This is a genomic window from Candidatus Villigracilis saccharophilus (genome assembly GCF_016711665.1).
This window is the reverse complement of the sequence record NZ_JADJSO010000049.1, coordinates 111496-130677: the sequence shown is the minus strand read 5'-3', so window position 1 is coordinate 130677 and position 19182 is coordinate 111496. Positions and strand designations below refer to the sequence as shown.

The following is a 19182-nucleotide window of genomic DNA, read 5'->3' as shown; positions in this document are numbered from 1 at the left end:
TATGCGGGGGACACCCAAATTCCCGTAAACAAAATCCAATATCCTCAATTTCTTCCGGTCAGGAAATCAGCGCGAAGAACCCAAAGCTGAATATGATTAAACCCGAGGCACGGTTTATCCATAGCGAAAGGTTTTGGTTTAAATGATCGCGTATCAAGCCTGCGCCGAAGCTGAGTGCCAGCCACCAGTATGATCGGAGAGTTTGTGTTGCCTATGAACATGGTGCCCGAAAAGATCGCCGCGAAGGAAAGATGGTCATTTGGAAATTCCAATAATTACCCCGCGTAGAAAAACGGAAAGTTATCTGTCATATCAATTGCAGGGAATGCGAAATGCATCCAGCTCCCAATGTTTTTGTAACGCGTTGAAATTCAACTTGTTTGCCTGCGGACAAAAATCCTCCGCCTTGGTCTCGTATTCGATCACAAAGACAGGCTTCCCTGCTTGTATGAATGGCAAAAGCATTTGACATTCATTAAAGGAGAAACATTCTTCGTTGAGCGCCCAATCAAAATAGCGGAGCAGGTCGGGAATTTGTGCGAGATCGTTTTTTAGCCCGATTGCCAGCCCGCGTTCGTGAGCCGCATTTGCGAGGAAGATATTAAAGCTGAGCTGGTCTTCGTAAGTCAACGGGAACCCCGTGTCATTCTCGTATCCGTTTACATTGTCCGGGTCAACACCGTCACAATTTTTTTGTAACGCAATTTTGAGACGGGCTGTCATGATTGGTTTCAAAATTTCGATTTGACGAATGTCCAGCCATTTTTCACCCGGCCAGCCTTTCAGATCCTTTCCCAAAATCGCTTGTGGGAATTGGCTGGCGTCTCTCCGCCAATCTTCAAATGAACCGCCGCTGAAATAGCACATGACAAAAATTCCACGTTCATGCAGTTGGGCAATGATAGAACTGTCAGTGTCAAACAGGTCGAGGTTGTAAATATCCACATCAAGGATCGGCTCGATCTCGCCTGAATATTGGATCTGCCAGGAGCTATTCACGGGCAGGATTGGGATAATTTTTTCACTGGGATTGATCGCAGTTAAAGATGCGGAAGGATTTATTTTAATTGGCGGTGTCTCTGTATATTCAGGCGCAGGCGTGCACGAACTAATCAGGCAACAGGCCGCAAATAGAATTTGTGCAGGCATTTTCATGTCTGGATTTTATCAAACAACGCGCAGGATGATAAAAAAGAGACATCGGGTCTCGATGTCTCTTTTTGAACGAATTATGCAGCTGGCGCTTCTTCTTTTCGCTTGAACCAGGTGGTCCATTCGCGGTTTTCCCAGACGACCAGGATCGGAGCTGCGTTGAAGATGGAGGAGTAAGTACCGCTGAAGATACCGACCAGCAGGATGATCACAAAGTGACGGATGCTGTCACCGCCGAACAAGACCAGCGCGAACAATGTGAACATCACAGTGAGCTGCGTGGTGATGGAGCGGTCCAGTGTTTGGACGATGGAGTGATTTACCATTTTTTCATATTCAACACGGCGATAGATCAATGAGTTTTCGCGCACACGGTCAAATACCACGATGGTGTCGTGTACCGAGAAGCCGATAACGGTCAGGAGCGCGGTTAAGAAGAGGGCGTCCGCTTCCCAGCCGAGGAGATAGCCGAGAATGGCTTCCACGCCGATAACAACCAGGACATCGTGCAGCATGGCGATGATGGCGGCTGTGCCGTAGCGATAGGCATGTTCCACGCTGCGGAATGCCCACCAGATATATCCCAGGATCGCGGCGGCGGCTAACAGGATGGCGTATCCAGCCGCGCGCGTTACTTCGGCTCCTACTGAAGCGCTGACGGAGGTAAAGTTAAGCACGATCACCTTTGAGGAAAAACGGCTTTCCATTTCCGCAACGATCTTGCCTTTGGTCTCATCGGTCATTGTTCTGGAGCGGATGGAAAAACCATCTTCTCCAAGGGATTGGACCAGCGGGTCGGCGATCGGTTCCTCGGAAGTTGAAAATTCCTCATACAGCTTTCCAATCTCTGCGTTGAGCGGACGCGCCCCTTCGAATTGCACTTCGAGCAGGGAACCGCCGCGAAAGTCAACGCCGAGGATCAATGGACTGGCTGATTTCTGCAAGTTCAACCCCATAAAGATAATGCCGGGGATGATCACGAGCAGGGAGATGAAAAAATAAACGTAACGATTCTTAATGATATTCATTGCGCGCTCTCCTAAAGACCGAACCAGCGCGGGTGCTCCGCGAGTTTGAGATTGTCCATCACGGTGTGCAGGAAGGTCCGCGTAACGATGATGGCAGTGAATAAGCTGATCCCAACGCCCAGAGCCAGTGTTACAGAAAATCCCTTTACCATACTGGCGCCAAATGTATTACCGAACAGGAACAGGATCACACAGGTGATGAGCGTGGATGTGTTTGAGTCGCGAATGGATGGCCATGCGCGGCTCCAAGCCAGGTCAATTGCCTGACGGAGATTTCGTCCGCCGCGTAGTTCCTCTTTGAGACGTTCAAAGATCAGCACATTCGCATCCACTGCCATGCCCACGCTTAGGATGAAACCGGCAATGCCAGGCAGGGTCAGTGTGACCGGAATTAGTTTGAAAAGCATCAAGCTGAATAAGGCGTAGCAGATCAAGGCCAGGTCTGCTACGAGGCCAGGCAGACGGTAATTGAAAGCCATGAAAAGGATGACAACCACCAAGCCGATGATGCCGGCCAGTACGCTCTTGCGAATGCTTTCTTCGCCGAGGGTCGCGCCAATGGTGCGGCTTTCCACCACTTTGATCGGGATGGGCAAAGCGCCGGAGCGAAGTTGGACCGCTAACGTTTGAGCTTCTTCTTGAGTGAATTGTCCGGTAATGACGCCCTCGCCGCTTGTGATCGGATCGTTGATGGTCGGGGTGGAGATGACCTGTTTATCCAGCACGATCGCAAGATACTGTCCGCGATGCGAGGTGGTGTATTCGCCAAAGACATTGGTTGAGTCAGGCTTTAAGACGAAGGAGATTTGATACTGGCCGGCGGTGTTTCTGGTCACACTTGCGGTTTCCAAACCAGCGCCGGTCATGACCGTGTTGTAGATGATCTCTTCTGGCGCGGCAGCGGGATCCGTCGGCGCGGCCGCTGGATCGATTGGGGTGGGAACAGCGGTCGGCGCTGTGGTAGACGCGCCACCGGCATCTGTTTTGATAATTGTTCCAACCGGGACAGGGCTTGTACCCATATCAACAAATTCCAATAAAGCGGTCTGTTTCAGGGTTGCGACAACTTCTTCAGGGTTTGTAATGCCGGGGAACTCCGCCACAATACGGCGGTCGCCCGCGGTTTGCATGGTGATCTCGCTTACACCGAGGGCGTTCGCGCGATTTTGCAGGATGTTCTTGGCGTTGGTAAGTTCTTCTGTGGTGATAACCGTTTCGGCTGGCACATCAGCTTCAAGCAGAGCCTGAAGCCCGCCGCGTAGATCCAGACCGAGTTTCACATCCACGTTGCGTTCTACCAGCGGCTTATCGTTAAATGGATTGATGATCGCTATATTTTTGCTTAGATCAATCCAAAGGGAAAAAGCCACCAGTATTACAATAAAAATCAACCAGTTATTTCGATTTCGCATATCTCACTCCATCCAAAAAAAATGCCAGTCGTTGACTGCGCGGACGCCATTATACTCGGTTGATTGGTTTACGGGAATATCCAATCGTTAAATAGGTCAGTCAGGTCGCAGCCACAGACCAGTTCGGCCTGTGACTGAAATTTTTGCGGCGTGGCGATATCCCAGGCATTTGTTTTGACGTATTCTTTCATGAACGCATCGAATTTCTCACTTCCCATTTCATCACGCAGGGCTTCGAAGAATAATCCGCCGCGGCCATAGACGATGCCGCTATACTCCGAGCCTGTGTAATCGCGTACGGGCAGTCCCACTGGAATTTCCGCCTGCCCGATCGAATTCCACCGTCCCTCCAAATCCAGACGAAAGCCTAGTGCGCCAGTTTGTCCGTATGTGTCGGAAAAATATTCCAGGGTGGCAAACTGTGACAGGGACTCGTCCAGCCACGGGTCATCTAATTGATCGTTGCCGACCAGGTTGTAGAACCATTGATGCGCGATCTCGTGCGCGACTGTGGCTTCCAAATAACTATTATCTGGGTCCACGATCCATTCTGTAATGGCGATCATGCCGGGATACTCAATTCCAAGCGCATAGGTGGGTGTGGTGACAAAATCCAATTCTGAATATGGATAGGGCGCGTATCTTTTTCCAAAGACTTCGAGTGACTTTGCCGCCGCCTCTAAAGCGGATTCTGCGCCGCGTTGAAAATTGTCGGGGGCATAAAAGCGGAGCGTAACGCCATTAACTTTTTTGGATACAACTTCATAATCTGGACTTGCCGCCAGATAAAAATCGCGTACCGGTCCCGCTTCATATCTGACCGTTTGCCTGTTCCCGGTTCGCTCCGCGTGACGGCTGATTTCCCGCCCCGAGCCGACAAGCGTTAGATTCTTTGGCGCTTCCACGGTGACGAGGAAGAAGGACATATCTGCATAGGTCACATCGCCGGATTGCGGGGGGATCTCCGCGTTCCAGCCTTCGTCATCATAGACCGAGATCATGGGGTAGGCATGGGCGAGGGCGAGTACATTTCCATAGTAGGCCAGCACCCCATAATTTAAGTCAATGGATTGCGGTACAGTGATATTGAACTCCATTCTCAGCGTGGTGTTCTCTTTGGGTTGAAGTGGTTTTTTTAAAGGCACGGTCAGCAGGCTGTCGTCCAGGGTGTAATTAGGAATGATCGCTTCATCATTAACAAAGACTTCATTCACATGCATATCGCCGCCGAGGATGTTGGGGAATAAACGGAACTTTACTTCTTTCAGTTCAACATCTTCGGCGTTGCTGTAGATCACGGTTTCACTGCCAGTGATATGGAACAGGTCATCTGCGATATTGAACCTTATGTCATACATGCTCGCGTACGGCAATTGATCTAGTATGGGTTGATATTCAGAAGTGAGCCCGTCTCTGTAAATGCTGCGGTCATTGGGAGATGTGGCGGTTGCTGTGGGTGGGATCTGCCCGGGCGTGGACTCTGTCGGTTTTGAAAAGAGCAGGCACGAGGTCAGGAAAAGAAGCGTCAGGTTTGAGAATAGGAATATTGGTTTCATGAAAAGTATCCCTGTAAATACGATAATGCGCTGGCGAAAACATCATCCGCATTTAATTTGTTGGTGTCAATAATGAGATTGGCGTGTTCGAACGCATGTGATAGTCTGCGGAGTTGTTCTTCGTGATCCGCGCGTCTCCAATTTAAATTTCGGCGTGTAGTGGAGTTTTCAAATGAGCATTGTAGATAGATCAAGACATCAGGTTTGGTGATGACCTGCCACATATGCTTGACATAAGAATGTTCCTGGGCGATATGGCGGCAGTGATAGCCGCGTTCTTCAAGCTTGTTTATAAGCGTGGACTTGCCTGAGCCGCAAGGCCCGACAATACCGATCAATAATTGTTTATCAGGCTCATTCATTATCGTGAACTAGGCGATGCAGTTCATCGGGTCCGCCAAGCACAGCCAGGGTGTCGCCCGCGTGAATCGGGCTGTTATCGGTGGGGTGCATTTCAGATTGATGGTCGTGGCGGATCAACACAATGCTGAGATGATAGTGATCTTCAAGATAGCCGACGGTCTTGTTTACAAAGGCTGCGTTATCGGATGTGACGATGCGTGCCAGGCTGAGTAATTGACCTTCAATTGAAATTGGATTGGTGACATCAGTTCCAGTGGCGGCGGCGGCAAAAACCGGAGCCGCCATTTCAGTGGCACTTAAAGCAATAAAACCAAATTGTTCCTGAAGCGAGTGCGCAAAATCCTCATCAAAGATTCGGATGACCACTTTGATGTTTTTATTCATACTGCGCGCCTTGAGGGCGATCTGTAAATTCATCGCGTCATTTTGGCTGGCCAGGATGATGGTGCGCGCATCTTTGATGTTGGCCGCTTCGAGTGCGGCAGGGCGGGTGGCGTCATCGTGGATGACGGGAATCCCCAGTTCGCGCACCGCGCTAAGCGTATCTATGTTTGCGTTGAATTCGACCACTGATATCTGTTCGCCTGTTTCATGCAGTTTGAGAGCCACACGATAGCCGAGATGTCCCAGACCGACGAGGATGACATGCTTATTTAATGTGGATGCGACTGCCATTTCCCATTCCTTATTGCGCGTGCGGCGATTGAAGATCAAGCTTCCGAAATCTGCCAATCCCTGCGCGAGCATGACGACCCCGACCAGCGGCATGATAAAGTGAAATGATTGTAAAACGAGATTCTGTGGAAAGTCACGGTTGGGGGGCTGTAAAAATGTGATGGTGAGAACGATGTAAATTGCTTCGGTCAAACTGCCGACCGGCTCGTTAAAAAGATTTGAGAGAAAATAAAAAAGTGCGCCGCCGCCCAGGATTGCAAATGAGAACCATAACAGCGCCGAGCGAAACTCGCTCAGTAAAATAGTCGTATCTCGCAGGGATGCGCGCAGGTGTTGCCAGCGATGACGGCGCGAACCCGATTTAGCGTGTCGCGTTTTAGGCATTGATGGGTAATCTAACACTCATGCGCCGGACATCGTCGCCTCTGCGGGCTGAGACTTTGAACACGAGCACGCTGATATCGTCAGCGGGGCGGTTGTCATCCAGGATGACAGCGTGCGCGAGCAGGGAGTCGGCGAGCTGCTGTGGCGTAGGGTCTTGGTCTTCCATGATCGAGCGGATGGTTTCTCCGACATTCATGGGTTGTCCGCGTCTTTTGCCGGCGTGAATGATACCGTCGGTGAAAAGCACAATGGTAAGGTCGGGCTCGATCTGCAGTTCAGTAATGACCGGACGGACATTCCTTGATGTACCAAGCGATAGGCTGTCTTCACTATGTGAATCGATTTGCTCACCACGGCAGATGAACATGGGCGAGGGGTTGTTGCGTGTTAGTACGATGGTTTTGCTATGAAGGTCCACGGAGGCGATATTTAATGTGCAGGTTACTTTGCCTGCTTTATCCGTGAATAATGCGTCTGAAGCGGCGCGCGCTGCAGCGCCATCACGGACGCCTTCAGCCAGCAATCCGATCACTTTGCGAACAACAAGCTGGGAGACAGCCTTCGCGCCGCGTCCGCTGGTCTGTCCGTCTGCAAGCACAACAGATAATCCGCCGGTGGGGCGCTCGATGACTTCAAGCGTATCGCCACTTTCAGAAACCGCATACTTGTTGATCTTTGCAACCGCGATTTGTATTTCCATGTTGGTAAGTATACATTCTGAATCGTAAAAGCGTAAAGCAGTTTATTCAAAAAATGTGATCAATCAAAATTATTGCAAGCGGCAGTTAATTTGTCATATGACAAGGGATTAATCCTTTGTGTATAAATTCACTAAAAACGCCTACCTATATCCCATCACGGATTAATTACAGAATATTACATCCCATTGTTCTAACTATGCGTATAATTTTCATTGGTTAGATTCATTTGATTAACCGATTTAAATTCATCTGCTCTCATATAATTTTGGAGGAATCATGATAACTAGAAGAGATTTCATAAAAGTTGGTGCTATTAGTGGTGCGGTAGGTTTATTGGTTGCTGTTGGATATACGGTTGGTGAAAAATTAAAACCATCCGGCCTTAAATTTGTCCCGGTTGATCTGCTTGGACCTGAACAGATCAATAAGTTCAAAGCGGCTCTACTCATCCCGCCAGTCATGCCGAAAGCCGGTACGGTTGGTTCAGGTAGTTCTGAGATCGATTATTACGAGATCTCAATGCGGCAGTTTGAACAGCAGATCCTGCCTGACAATATGCCAAAGACAACAGTTTGGGGCTATGGTGCGGTCAAGTCGGCCAGTCCGAATGGTTTATTGCTGCATAATGCCCCATCCCTCACTATTGAGGCTGCGTCAGGAAGACCCGTGCGTATTAAGTGGATCAATGAACTCGTGGATGAAAAGGGCAACTACCTTCCTCATATTCTTCCGGTTGACCCTACTTTACATTGGGCTAACCCGGGCGGTGGCGAAGCGGAGCGCGATTTTCGTCCGAAATTTGCGGTCACTCCTGAAAGCTATACTGGTCCCGTTCCGATTATTGCGCATGTTCATGGAGCGATCGGTGTGGAAGATGACAGTGACGGCTATGCCGAAGCTTGGTATCTTCCTGCGGCTGCAAACATCCCGAGTGACTTTGCAAAGGTTGGTACTTGGTATGACTTCTTTGCTGACAAGGCCGGGAAAGGATATGATGTGCAGTGGGAGCCCGGGTCAGCCGTTTTTCAGTATCCTAATCTTGGACGCGCGGCCACTATTTGGTATCACGATCATGCATTAGGTATGACCCGCCTCAATGTTTACGCAGGGCCGGCAGGATTCTTTATTATTCGTGGTGGGGCGGCGGGCGATGATGTTATTATAGATAGCCGTACAGATAAAAAAGCCGTACTGCCCGGGCCTGCTCCAAAAGATTCAGATCCATTCCCCCCAGATAAGACATATTACGAAATTCCCATGGCCATTCAGGATAGAGCCTTCAACGCCGATGGTTCATTATTCTATCCCAATAGCCGCGAATACTTTGATGAATACGAGGGACCATACATCCCAGAGACAGATGTTTCGCCCATTTGGAATCCTGAGTTTTTTGGAAATACTCTTATCGTCAATGGGAATACTTGGCCGTTCCAGACTGTCGAGCAGCGTCGCTACCGTTTGCGCATGCTCAATGGCTGTCAGTCGCGTTTCTTGATCCTGGACTTTGCCGGCATCCCCGGCGTGGAAGTCTGGCAGATCGGTAACGAGGGCGGTTTGCTGGTCGAGGCGGTTAACTTGACCGGCGCAAATGAGAATCGACTTTTGATGTCGCCAGCCGAACGCGCTGACCTGATCGTGGACTTCACAAAAGTTCCGTTGGGAAATTTTGTTCTGCGGAATCTCGGTCCAGATGAACCGTATGGCGGCGGCATACCCGGTGAAGATTTTGAGATCGCTGACCCCGAGACAACTGGGCAGATCCTTGAGTTCCGTGTGGTCGCAGCCACAGGGAAGGATGAAAGCACTCCACCGCAATACCTTAGGATGCCAGTGATCCAGGAGTTGCCCACACCCACTTTCACCCGTCGCCTGGCGCTGATGGAGGAGATGTCCATGGTCCACGATGGTCCTTCTGAGGCCAAGTTAGGCGTTGTTTCTGATGACGGGAAGCCCACTGCGCAAGAATGGATGGAGGAAGTCTCTGAAAATCCAGCCGTCGGCGCCGTTGAGGTCTGGGAATTCTACAATTTCACAGCTGATGCTCACCCTATGCATGTGCATGAGATCGCCTTCCATGTGATCAACCGTGAGAAGCTTGTGCTGGATGAAGAATCGGGCGAGGTCAAACTTCCGGTCCAGTTGAGCGGGGAAGTCCGACTTCCTGAGCTGTGGGAAAATGGTTTGAAAGATACCGTCATTGCTTATCCGGGTGAGGTGACCCGCATCCATGCTCATTTTGAAAAAGCGGGTCAGTTCGTCTGGCACTGCCATATTGTTGAGCATGAAGATAACGAAATGATGCGTCCATATCGTATTGGACCCCTGCAGCCGGGCCAGCCTCTCGCCCGTGTTCGTGGGCAGGGAATGTAGAGACTCTATATAGAAAAAAATCAAAAATATATTCAAATAAAGTGCCTCCCCTTGAGTTTTTATCAGGGGAGGCACTTTATGGATTCTTGAATGCTGGTTATAGCCAAAACACGATTCTTGTACTGTCCGGATTTATCTGGTTGATTTGAGCAGGTCCCATTTGTTTCCGTAAAGATCTGAAAACACTACTACCATTCCATAAACTTCCTGGCGCGGCTCTTCAATAAACTGTACGCCCCTGGATTTCATCTCGTGATAATCCCGCCAAAAATCATCAGTGTGTAGAAATAAAAATACCCTCCCGCCTGTTTGATTTCCAATACGCTCTTCTTGTTCGGGCGAATCTGCCTTGGCAAGCAGCAAACAGATGCCGTTTGACCCGCGCGGAGAGACGCGTACCCAACGCTTCCTGTCGCTGAGTGGAGTATCTTCGGTCAATTCGAAATTCAATTTTTGAGTGTAGAACTCGATCGCTTCATCGTAATCTCGAACGACCAATGTGATGTTTATTATGGATTGTTGCATGATAACTATTCACTCAAAAATATTTTTTGATTTTTCGCGATTCTTTTTTGTTTCACCCCGCTTCTTTTTTCCCTTCAATCTTGCTTCTTTTGACGCCTTTGTTGGTCTTGTCTTTTGGCGTAGTATTGGTTTTTCGCTTGCTTTTCTAACCAGTTCTTTTAGCCGGTCAATTGCGTCTTCGCGATTCTTTTCCTGCGTTCTGTACTTGCTTGCCTCAATGATCAACACCCCGTCATTTGTCATGCGTTTGCCGGCCAGTTTGATCAGGCGCGTTTTTACATCTGATGGGAGGGAGTGGGAGTTTTCTACGTCGAAGCGTAACTGTACAGCCGTGGCAACCTTATTTACATTCTGCCCCCCAGGCCCGGATGCACGGATATATTCCAATTGAAATTCAAGATCCAAGGATTGCATGGGTAAATTATACGTGTAATAGGTGCATAAGTAAAAGCATGGGAGAGCGTTCGGCTATTCCATGCTTTTGCTTGCCTAAATTTCCAATTTTTTATTTCGTTGCTTTTACCACCCTGGGTGCGTATAACCATAGAATTGCAAGTATCCCTCCACCGACCAAAAATGGAACAGGTCCGCCAAACCATTGGAATAGCACGCCATAGAATAAGGGGGCGACTGCATTTGCCAGACTGTAGACGGAGGTGGCTACGCCCAGCATTCCGCCGACTTCGCTTTTATCTGATGCCTTTGTGATCAAGCTGTTGATTGCAGGGTGGAGAACACCTCCGCCAAGTGCGGCAGGAAAACTTGCGATCATGAGCCATATAATTCCCAGCCAGCCGCGGGCTGATTCGTCAGGTAGGTGAATGTTAATGCTTGAAATCGCCACGCTGAATTGGCCTTCCCCGGCCATGCTTTCCAGCACTTTGGCTTTGTCATACCACGGGACCGCTACTGGGGGAGTCAGCCCGGTTCCGATCAACCCAATTGCCAGCGTGGAAAGACCGAGCAATACCAGCCAGCGGTCTCCTTTTTGTTTCGACCATTTTCCGATCAATCCGCCCTGCACCACGATGATGAACAGTCCGGCCAAAACAAATAACCCCGATGTATCGCGTGCGTCCATTCCCAATCGAGTCAGCGTAAATAATGAAAAAAGTTGTTCGTATCCGCCGAATGCGATCTGATAGAAGAACATGATGATTAAGAGAAACCCGATGGCGGGACGTCCCAATGCTTGCCTGATCGCGCCAAGTGAGAACGGCCTCTTGCGTGCGGCGGCGGGGTCCACACTATCGGTCAGTGTTTCGTGAAACCAGAATGTGGTTAGAAGGATGGATGTCAGCGAGAAGAATGCCGCAGTGAATGCGACCGCCTGATAATTTTGTCCTGTTGCGGCAAGCACAACGAACGCGATGATCGGACCCAGTACGAACCCTACCCCAAACGCCGCGCCCACCAATCCGAGTCCTTGCGTGCGTGTTTTTTCATTCGTGCTGTCTGCGATGGCTGCTTGCGCGGTGGAGATGTTCGCGCCTGAAAGTCCGTCAATAATGCGGGACAGGAACAACAGCCAAAGTGAATTTGCAAAACCGAGCAGGATGAAGCCCGCGAATGTTCCGATCTGACTCGCGACCAGGATTGGTTTGCGTCCGAAGCGGTCTGAGAGACGGCCTAGAATTGGTGCTCCCAAAAATTGCATCAGCGGATAGGCGGCTTGTAAGATTCCGATCACCAGCGGGGATGACCCAAAGCGCGCCGCGTATAACGGCAAAAGTGGAATGATGATGGACAATCCCATCAAATCAACAAGAACAATGACCAGCACAGGAAGAATGCGTTTGAAGTTAAGTTTTTCGGAATCCGTTTCAGTTGTCATATTTTTTCTCATAGAAAAACCCTCCCCCAGATCCGCTCTTTGGATTTGGGGGAGGGCAGGGTGGACGGTGTTTGTTTAGAACATCAAAGCGTTGACTTTATCGATCGCAGAACGCTCAGGTCTCAGGTCCGCTTCGGTCAGGCGGTTAAGAGGTGTGTCAACAAGGTTGTATTGTGAAGTCAGGTTTGGCTTGGATGTATCCAGATACAGCAACCCGGTCAGCATCCATTTGTTGCTCTGTGCTTCTTCCATCACTCGCAAAGCTTCGATGCGGCTGGAGGTGTCATAGCCTTTTTCAAGATTTTTCAAGATCACAGTTGAACCGTCATGCATGGCAACTTCGCGTACTTCACCTTCCGCCATTTCACGCTCAAGCATGATCTCACTGCGCGGTGCGATGTAGGAGATTTCCTGCAAGGGTTCTTCGTGATCTTTGCCCCACGCGTAGGAGTGGAAGGCATTTACCTGATTGTTGAACGTAACGCATGGGCTGATGATGTCCAGCAATGCGATACCGTCATGCGCCAACGCCGCCTTGATCAATTCCTTGACCTGTTTGGGGTTGCCCGCGAACGAACGCGCAACAAATGTCGCATTCGATACAAGCGCTTCCATGCAGATGTCGATCGGCATATATGGGTTTTCGCCCTGCTTCTTCAGGCTCAGACCTTTTTCGGCGGTTGCAGAGAACTGCCCCTTTGTGAGTCCGTACACGCCATTGTTTTCGACGATATAGACCATGTTCACATTGCGGCGCATGACATGTTTGAATTGGCCCATGCCAATGCTGGCCGAGTCGCCGTCACCGGAAACGCCAATGCCTTTGAGTCTGTGATCTGCGAACAGAGCGCCTGTTGCGATGGATGGCATGCGTCCGTGCAGGCTATTGAACCCGAAGGAGCGGTTCAAAAAGTAAGTCGGTGATTTGGATGAACAACCGATACCGCTGAACTTGACAACATCTTCAGGTACCACGTTCATTTCATACAATGCGGTTACGATCTGATTTGAGATCGAGTTATGTCCACAGCCCTGGCATAGTGTGCTGGGAGCGCCGCGATAATCATTTTTTGAGAGGCCGGCGAAATTGACGTTTGCCGTTGCGCCAGCCATGGGAAGAGTTTCTGTCATTTGTAATACTCCTTCTTAATCTACTTTCGCTTCGCTTTTGACTTTTGGCCTGCTACGGCTTTCTTTGTCACTTTCTTAGCTAAAACCTTTTTGCGGGCGCAGCTTTCTTGGCGGCTGCTTTCTTTACGACTTTCTTTTTACCGCTCACTGCCTTCTGTTTTCCGCCAACATACTTGGCGAGGATGCCTTCACGTACCCATTTTGCAGAAGCAGGCATGCCATCACCGAATGCCACAGATTTCAGGTTTGGCGCATATTGCGCGTATTCGGTCAAAAGAATTTGGTGCATTTGACCATCACGGTTCATTTCCACAACGAAGACCTGATCGTATTTGGCGAGGAACTCGTCTACTTCCTTGGTGAAGGGCAGGGCGCGGATGCGCAGGAATTCGGTCTTGATGCCATGTTCTGTTTCAAGTTGATGTCTCGCTTCTAGCACTGCCGCTTCCGTTGAGCCGTAGGCAATGATGCCGACTGTCGCGCCTTTCATCGAGTGCAGAACAGGAGCGGGAACATATTGCTTGGCAGTTTCATGTTTTCTCTTTAAGCGGTCCATGTTACGTAAATAAGTATCGGGTTCTTCCGTGTACTTGGCGTACTCATCATGCCCTGTGCCGCGTGTGAAATATGAACTTAATGGATGTTTATTGCCGGGGAATGTGCGATATCCAATTCCATCGCCATCTTTGTCAAGATATCGTCCCCAATTCCCTTTGAGTTCTTCAAGATCGCTTTCCATTAACACTTTGCCGCGGTCCATGGGTGTATCGGGATATTGGAATGGTTTGCTGATCCACTGGTTCATGCCCATGTCCAGATCGCTTAATACAAATACAGGAGTTTGGATCCGTTCGGCGACATCGAAGGCTTTCCAGCCGAATTCAAAACATTCATAAACATCCCCGGGCAGCAGAATTACTGAATGCGAGTCGCCGTGTCCGATGAAATGTGTGAAGGTCAGATCGCCTTGTGATGTGCGTGTCGGCAAGCCTGTGCTGGGTCCGATGCGCTGCACATCCCAAATTACCACAGGCACTTCAGCGTAATACGCGAGTCCTGCAAACTCGGTCATCAGGGAAAGGCCCGGACCTGAGGTGGATGTCATGGAGCGTAATCCAGCCCAGCCCGCGCCAATTGTCATGCCTAACGCGGCGAGTTCATCTTCCGCCTGTATAACTGCGTATGTGTGTTTGCCGTCTTCACGTTTACGCAGTTGGGGCAGGTATTCATTCAATCCTTCAGCAAGAGAGGAGGCAGGGGTGATCGGATACCAGCCCACGAATTGCACTCCGCCGAAGATCGTGCCAAGCGCGGCGGCGGTGTTGCCGTCTGCCATGATCAATCCATCCGTTTTGTTCATCGGCTCAAGATAGAACGGGTCTTTCTTTACAAGGTTTGCTTTTGCCCACTCAGCGCCAGCCTTGAGCGCGTTGTAGTTCATGTCGATCGGTTTTTGTTTCCCTTTGAAATGGAAGGTCAACGCGGCAAGGATCTTGTCCATATCCATATCGATCATTTGCGCGAGAACGCCCACGTAAACCATGTTACCGACTAGGTCGCGATAATCCGTTGGGATGTTCGGATCATTTCGGACGATGGATTTTATCGGCATCGGGTAAACAGCGATGTCATCCCGGTTGATGGACAGCTTGATATCATCAGCGTAGTAAAATGCTCCGCCGGGCGTGACAGATGCCAGGTCGCGTGCGAACGAGTTGACATTCAAAGTGATCACAATGTCTCGTTTTTCATCGTGCGCGATAAATCCATCCTTGTTCGCGCGGATGGTGTACCAGGTCGGCAATCCCTGAATATTGGAGGGAAGAGGTTCTTGCCCGATACAGGGATGCCCATTTTGAAAATGGTGCGCAGGATCGTGTTGTTGGCCGTGGAACTGCCTGAGCCATTTACTGTGCCGACTGTAATTGAAAAATTGTTGACGATCTTATTCATGTGTCTCCTATTATTGGATTCGTCATTGCGACGAAGAAATTAATTGATGGATCAGATCGGTATGTTCCGAGAGGGCTTTATAGCCTGCCTCGACATCGTTTGTGCAAATGGCGTCAACCATTTGTTGATGATAATTCCAGACTTCTGTAAGATAGTTGTAATCGGTAAAGAAGTTCAATCCAACCGTTTCGTAGGCGTTCCAGTAGGATTGTAATAATCCTGCTACAAAAGGATTGTTTAGGCGGTGATAAATGGTCAGATGTAATTCGCGATGCTCAGAGTGGGGGATCTCAATTGGGGTGCCGCGCAGTTTTTCCCAGGCGCGCTTCACCAGTGCTTTTAATTTTTCGTGGTCTTCACTGGTCAGTAACTTCACCGCCTCATGCCAGTATGCGGTTTCGATATGCTGACGTAAATCTGCGAAAGCGATGAAATGATCCTTATTTAATGCGATTGCATAATCCAGGCTATTTAATACAGCCGGTGTAAAAGAATACGGTTTTCTTCTTATGCCAGTTCGTGGTTTTACTTCTACAAGGCCAAGTGCGCGTGCTACTTCCAGCTGTTCTCGTAATCCCGCCAGGCTAATTCCCAGCTCGCGGCTTAGATCATTTAAGGATGGCAAGCTGCCTTCTGCTTCTTCGTGTGAAGCCAGATAGCGTAGGAATTCGGAGATCTCTGGGGAAGTTCGTTCGCGTAATATCGTCATAGTAATCTGATTAATCTGATTAATTGCATTTTACGACCGGCTAGGTGAAAAGTCAAGAGAACATACGTTACTGAATTGTCACAAAAAGAGAACAGGAGAATGGATTGGTCATCCTCCATTATCCTGTTCTCTGACTTTGAAACAAATTTGACCCCCAAAAAAATTTTATTAAAAAGAAAAAAAAAAAAAAAAAAAAAAAAAAAAAATTTTAAAAAAAAAAAAAAAGAAACCTTTGGTGCACCCCCCCACCGGGGGGGGGGGGGGAAAAAATAAACTTAATTAAGCAAGAGATCTTTTTTATAATTAATTATTTTCCGCTCCAGAGTTAACCCAATCAATAAACAGCTGTGTCTCTTCAGGGGTAAGCTTGTTTCCGCGTTTTGGCATTTTTTTATTCACGATGGATTCGATGAGCGGGCTATTATCAGCGTTGCCTGGCTCGATTACAACTCCATTGGTGGATCCTTTCATTACCCCTTCGTAGGTTGTCATGTCAAGGCCTTTCTTCACTGATTCTCCGCCATGGCATTTAACGCAGCGGCTTTCAATGATCGGCATCACATCATTGGCGAAACTTACGTTGCTGTTGGTTGGCACAGTGGATACCAGCGGAGCTTGGGTGGCTTGTCCGCCGCATGCAGATAATATGGTTAATACAAAGAATGCCGTAACCAATAATAATTTTTTGTTCATCTCGTCTCCTGATTGAAATTTACTTTATTTTGTTTCAAACTGGATGTGAAAATCATGTGTTTTCTTACCCGTGATTTTTTTCGCAATAACAAAAAAGGTAAGGTATAATTCGTAACTACGCATGGTTATCGCGTAATTTCATTTCAAGGCTGAGTATGTCAGGCGCATTTAAACTTCCCAACGATTTTTGGTCTTCGCTTCAAGTCACCCCGCAGGATGTTGAAAATCTACACAGCTTTTTATTTGAGCGTGAGACTCCACTGACTCTGCGTGATCTCACTGCTGAATTTGTAGATGCCCGTATCAAGGAAGAACGAGCTGCTGCAGAACTTAAACAAAAAGCCAATGGTAGGAGCTTTCTTCCGAAAGAAACTTATCAGGTTGGTGATCAGATTGTGTTTCCAGCATTGGATTGGAAACCAGGTAAGGTTATTGGAGTTCGCGAAGGAGTTAATCCATCGATAGGTGATTTTGACGTACTAACTGTGATGATGGATGATCAATCTGAGCGGATGTTTGCCTCAAACCTTCGTTCGCACTTCCTCAACGAGGCTCCAATTCCTGTGCCCGAAAATGATGATCTGGTGCCTGCCGCTATTTTGCGTGAGTATGGCGATGTGATCGATAAAAAACTGGAAGCTGCCTTTCACGCAGATGAAAGTCTTGTCAAGATTGCCGGGCGTTGGTTCCCAAGCGCGCTGTTGGTCGATATTAATCGCGGACAGTTGAATCTGGCAGAAGCTGTGTTGGATATGTCGGGCGGGGAACCGCTTCCGACAGCGGCATTGATCAAGGATATTGAACTTCCTGCCGGCATAAATACCAAGCTGGCCGAATTCTCTTTGAATTATGCTCTGCAGGATGATGATCGCTTTGATGAAGTTGGCCCCGCTGGTCAGGTGCTTTGGTGCTTGCGCCGCCTTGAGCCCGATTATGTCCGCGAAATTCCACCGCCATTGCAATATACCCCAATTGAACATGACCGCGATGTATTGAGCGGAGCGATGAAAAATCTTGAGGCGCAATTGGACGATGAGCTGACTCCTGTTGCGGAGGGTGACCTGCGCGAAGATATTTCGGTTGTTACGATCTCTTTGATCTACCCCCATTTACGTGCAGGAACCTTGCCCATGTCTGCCAGAGCGCGCAGGTTATTTCCTACCGCCTATGAATCAGAACGCGTGCGCTTTACACTGGTTGATGGTAAAACCAAACAACGCATCCCGGCCTGGGTTGTGCTTGAACATGGTTATGTATATGGCTTGCGCGAATGGTACAAGTCTCATCAGTTGATCCCCGGGTCTCTTGTTCAGGTAAAACGCGGCGAAAACCCTGGTGAAGTGATCGTTGAAGTCAAAAGCCAGCGTTCTTCAAAAGATTGGGTGCGCACTGTTATGGTCGGTAAAGATGGCGGCTTTGTCTTCGCAATGTTGAAACAGGCCATTACCGCTGAATTCAATGACCGTATGACCATTCACGTTCCAGACTTCAAATCCCTTGACCCTGTTTGGGAGAAGAAACGTTCCTTTGATGAGCTCGTTTTGTTGGTAATGCGTGAACTGACAAAATCCAACCCGCAAGGTCATGTGCATGCTCAGGAGTTATATGCCGCAGTGAATCTTGTGCGCCGCGTTCCGCCTGCGCCGCTCTTTTACCTGCTGGAGACTAATCCTGTTTTCAAGCACGTAGGCGACTTGCATTATCGCCTGGATGAGGAATAAGAATGAGTCTTCTAAAACCTTCAGTAAAGACACCCTTTCATATTGATTTTGATTGGTGGAAGAAAAATGAAAGAGATTGGCACGTCTTCCTGCGCTCCCTGTTATGTCCTGAACATCAGGCCGTTTTCGCAGATGCAGAGGAAGGTACGATGATCGATTGGGTCGATCTCCAAACTGCGGAAGTTAAGCCTGTGGATGGAGTTCAGCACGCATTGATGAGTCATTGCGCCCTGCTTCCCGATTTTTCGGATGCTCATACCGCCTTGGTGGAGGCTGTCTTTAGAATTTTCCTGGTAAATGGAAACATCCCCATGTCAGCCGAGGATCTTGCAAAAAAACTTAATAGATCTGCGGATACCATTTTGCGAACGATTTCCGGTCCGCGTGTCTATCGAGGATTAAGGCCTTACCAATAACTTGTTCTTTATAATTGAAAAAAGAGGACAGTGTAATTAACAAAAGCCCCCGTAGCTCAACGGACAGAGCGCCTGCCTTCTAAGCAGTAGGTTGAAGGTTCGATTCCTTCCGAGGGCACTATAAATTAAATCCATCGTGCATAGTAAGGAGAAAACCTATGCCTACGGTTATTCGTAAGTCAAGCGCAACACTTTTGGATACCCGACGTGAAGTTCTACATGCCGTGAGTTGGCAGGTTCGCTCTCATGTATGGAGTCCGCCCACAGACGAATATGAGAATGAAGAGACATATGTCGTTCTCGTTGAAATAGCGGGGATGCGTGACGATGATTTTGAAATCTCCCTTGAAAACAATATATTGCTGGTTTCGGGCACACGTCCCGATTTTCTTGAACGACGCGCTTATCAGCAAATGGAAATTCGTTTTGGAAAATTTGAGACCTCGGTACACTTACCCGGCCCTGTAGATATAGAGCAGGCGCGCGCAGAATATCAGGATGGGTTTTTAACAATTATCCTCCCTAAAGAAATTTCAGATCGAAATAAGGTTGAATAACA

Annotated in this window: 19 protein-coding genes and 1 tRNA gene; 6 read left to right on the top strand and 14 right to left on the bottom strand. The window is 48.8% G+C overall.

All coding sequences use genetic code 11. The features are described 5' to 3' along the window. Positions 1–312: 312 nt before the first annotated feature. From IPL17_RS15540 to IPL17_RS15510, 7 genes are all read right to left on the bottom strand, one after another. The gene (locus tag IPL17_RS15540; protein WP_345307991.1) at positions 313–999 is read right to left on the bottom strand and encodes an endo alpha-1,4 polygalactosaminidase; all 687 of its coding nucleotides are present in this window, start codon (positions 997–999) and stop codon (positions 313–315) included. Between the two features lie 230 nt (positions 1000–1229). Continuing rightward, entirely contained in the window at positions 1230–2180 is a 951-nt protein-coding gene (gene secF / locus IPL17_RS15535; RefSeq protein ID WP_345307990.1) for a protein translocase subunit SecF, read from the bottom strand. 11 nt (positions 2181–2191) lie between these two features. After that, positions 2192–3592 carry a protein translocase subunit SecD gene (gene secD / locus IPL17_RS15530; RefSeq protein ID WP_345307989.1) on the bottom strand — a complete coding sequence of 467 codons (1401 nt, stop codon included), beginning with the start codon at positions 3590–3592 and terminating at the stop codon, positions 2192–2194. Positions 3593–3660: 68 nt separating this feature from the next. After that, complete coding sequence (locus tag IPL17_RS15525) at positions 3661–5148, bottom strand: M1 family metallopeptidase (protein ID WP_345307988.1); 1488 nt, start codon at positions 5146–5148, stop codon at positions 3661–3663. Continuing rightward, positions 5145–5510: an AAA family ATPase gene (locus tag IPL17_RS15520; protein WP_345307987.1), complete on the bottom strand. Its 366-nt coding sequence runs from the start codon at positions 5508–5510 to the stop codon at positions 5145–5147. Before IPL17_RS15520 ends, IPL17_RS15525 begins: the two co-directional genes overlap by 4 nt. Next, positions 5503–6570: an NAD-binding protein gene (locus IPL17_RS15515; protein WP_345307986.1), complete on the bottom strand. Its 1068-nt coding sequence runs from the start codon at positions 6568–6570 to the stop codon at positions 5503–5505. The genes IPL17_RS15520 and IPL17_RS15515 overlap by 8 nt, the downstream gene beginning before the upstream one ends. Then, complete coding sequence (locus IPL17_RS15510; protein ID WP_345307985.1) at positions 6563–7270, bottom strand: SpoIIE family protein phosphatase; 708 nt, start codon at positions 7268–7270, stop codon at positions 6563–6565. The genes IPL17_RS15515 and IPL17_RS15510 overlap by 8 nt, the downstream gene beginning before the upstream one ends. Positions 7271–7547: 277 nt before the next feature. On the opposite strand from IPL17_RS15510, the gene IPL17_RS15505 reads away from it, so the two are divergent. Then, positions 7548–9641, top strand: a complete 2094-nt coding sequence (locus tag IPL17_RS15505) for a multicopper oxidase (protein WP_345307984.1) — start codon at positions 7548–7550, stop codon at positions 9639–9641. A 132-nt stretch (positions 9642–9773) separates the two neighbouring features. Here the strand turns inward: IPL17_RS15505 and IPL17_RS15500 are convergent, their stop codons facing one another. The 6 genes from IPL17_RS15500 to IPL17_RS15475 form a co-directional block, all read right to left on the bottom strand. Continuing rightward, positions 9774–10166, bottom strand: a complete 393-nt coding sequence (locus tag IPL17_RS15500; RefSeq protein WP_345307983.1) for a VOC family protein — start codon at positions 10164–10166, stop codon at positions 9774–9776. Between the two features lie 9 nt (positions 10167–10175). Beyond that, complete coding sequence (gene arfB, locus IPL17_RS15495; protein ID WP_345307982.1) at positions 10176–10580, bottom strand: alternative ribosome rescue aminoacyl-tRNA hydrolase ArfB; 405 nt, start codon at positions 10578–10580, stop codon at positions 10176–10178. A 91-nt stretch (positions 10581–10671) separates the two neighbouring features. Beyond that, positions 10672–12000 carry an MFS transporter gene (locus IPL17_RS15490; RefSeq protein WP_345307981.1) on the bottom strand — a complete coding sequence of 443 codons (1329 nt, stop codon included), beginning with the start codon at positions 11998–12000 and terminating at the stop codon, positions 10672–10674. Positions 12001–12075: 75 nt separating this feature from the next. Further along, positions 12076–13131 (bottom strand): 2-oxoacid:ferredoxin oxidoreductase subunit beta, encoded by a 1056-nt coding sequence (locus IPL17_RS15485; protein ID WP_345307980.1) that lies wholly within the window; start codon positions 13129–13131, stop codon positions 12076–12078. Between the two features lie 79 nt (positions 13132–13210). Then, entirely contained in the window at positions 13211–14935 is a 1725-nt protein-coding gene (locus IPL17_RS15480) for a 2-oxoacid:acceptor oxidoreductase subunit alpha (RefSeq protein ID WP_345307979.1), read from the bottom strand. Positions 14936–15106: 171 nt separating this feature from the next. After that, on the bottom strand, positions 15107–15793 hold the full coding sequence (locus IPL17_RS15475) for an FCD domain-containing protein (RefSeq protein ID WP_345307978.1): 687 nt from the start codon (positions 15791–15793) through the stop codon (positions 15107–15109). Between the two features lie 99 nt (positions 15794–15892). On the opposite strand from IPL17_RS15475, the gene IPL17_RS15470 reads away from it, so the two are divergent. Further along, entirely contained in the window at positions 15893–16066 is a 174-nt protein-coding gene (locus tag IPL17_RS15470; protein ID WP_345307977.1) for a hypothetical protein, read from the top strand. Between the two features lie 30 nt (positions 16067–16096). On the opposite strand, the gene IPL17_RS15465 is transcribed toward IPL17_RS15470, so the two are convergent. After that, positions 16097–16486 carry a c-type cytochrome domain-containing protein gene (locus IPL17_RS15465; protein ID WP_345307976.1) on the bottom strand — a complete coding sequence of 130 codons (390 nt, stop codon included), beginning with the start codon at positions 16484–16486 and terminating at the stop codon, positions 16097–16099. Between the two features lie 155 nt (positions 16487–16641). Between IPL17_RS15465 and IPL17_RS15460 the strand changes: the two genes are divergently transcribed. The 4 genes from IPL17_RS15460 (at position 16642) to IPL17_RS15445 (ending at position 19180) form a co-directional block, all read left to right on the top strand. Next, positions 16642–18207, top strand: coding sequence for a hypothetical protein (locus IPL17_RS15460; RefSeq protein WP_345307975.1), 1566 nt, complete (start codon positions 16642–16644; stop codon positions 18205–18207). A gap of 2 nt (positions 18208–18209) precedes the next feature. Next, positions 18210–18623, top strand: coding sequence for a hypothetical protein (locus tag IPL17_RS15455; protein ID WP_345307974.1), 414 nt, complete (start codon positions 18210–18212; stop codon positions 18621–18623). A gap of 45 nt (positions 18624–18668) precedes the next feature. Then, a tRNA-Arg gene (locus IPL17_RS15450) sits at positions 18669–18741 on the top strand. A gap of 40 nt (positions 18742–18781) precedes the next feature. Further along, the gene (locus IPL17_RS15445; RefSeq protein ID WP_345307973.1) at positions 18782–19180 is read left to right on the top strand and encodes an Hsp20/alpha crystallin family protein; all 399 of its coding nucleotides are present in this window, start codon (positions 18782–18784) and stop codon (positions 19178–19180) included. The last annotated feature ends 2 nt before the right edge of the window (positions 19181–19182 follow it).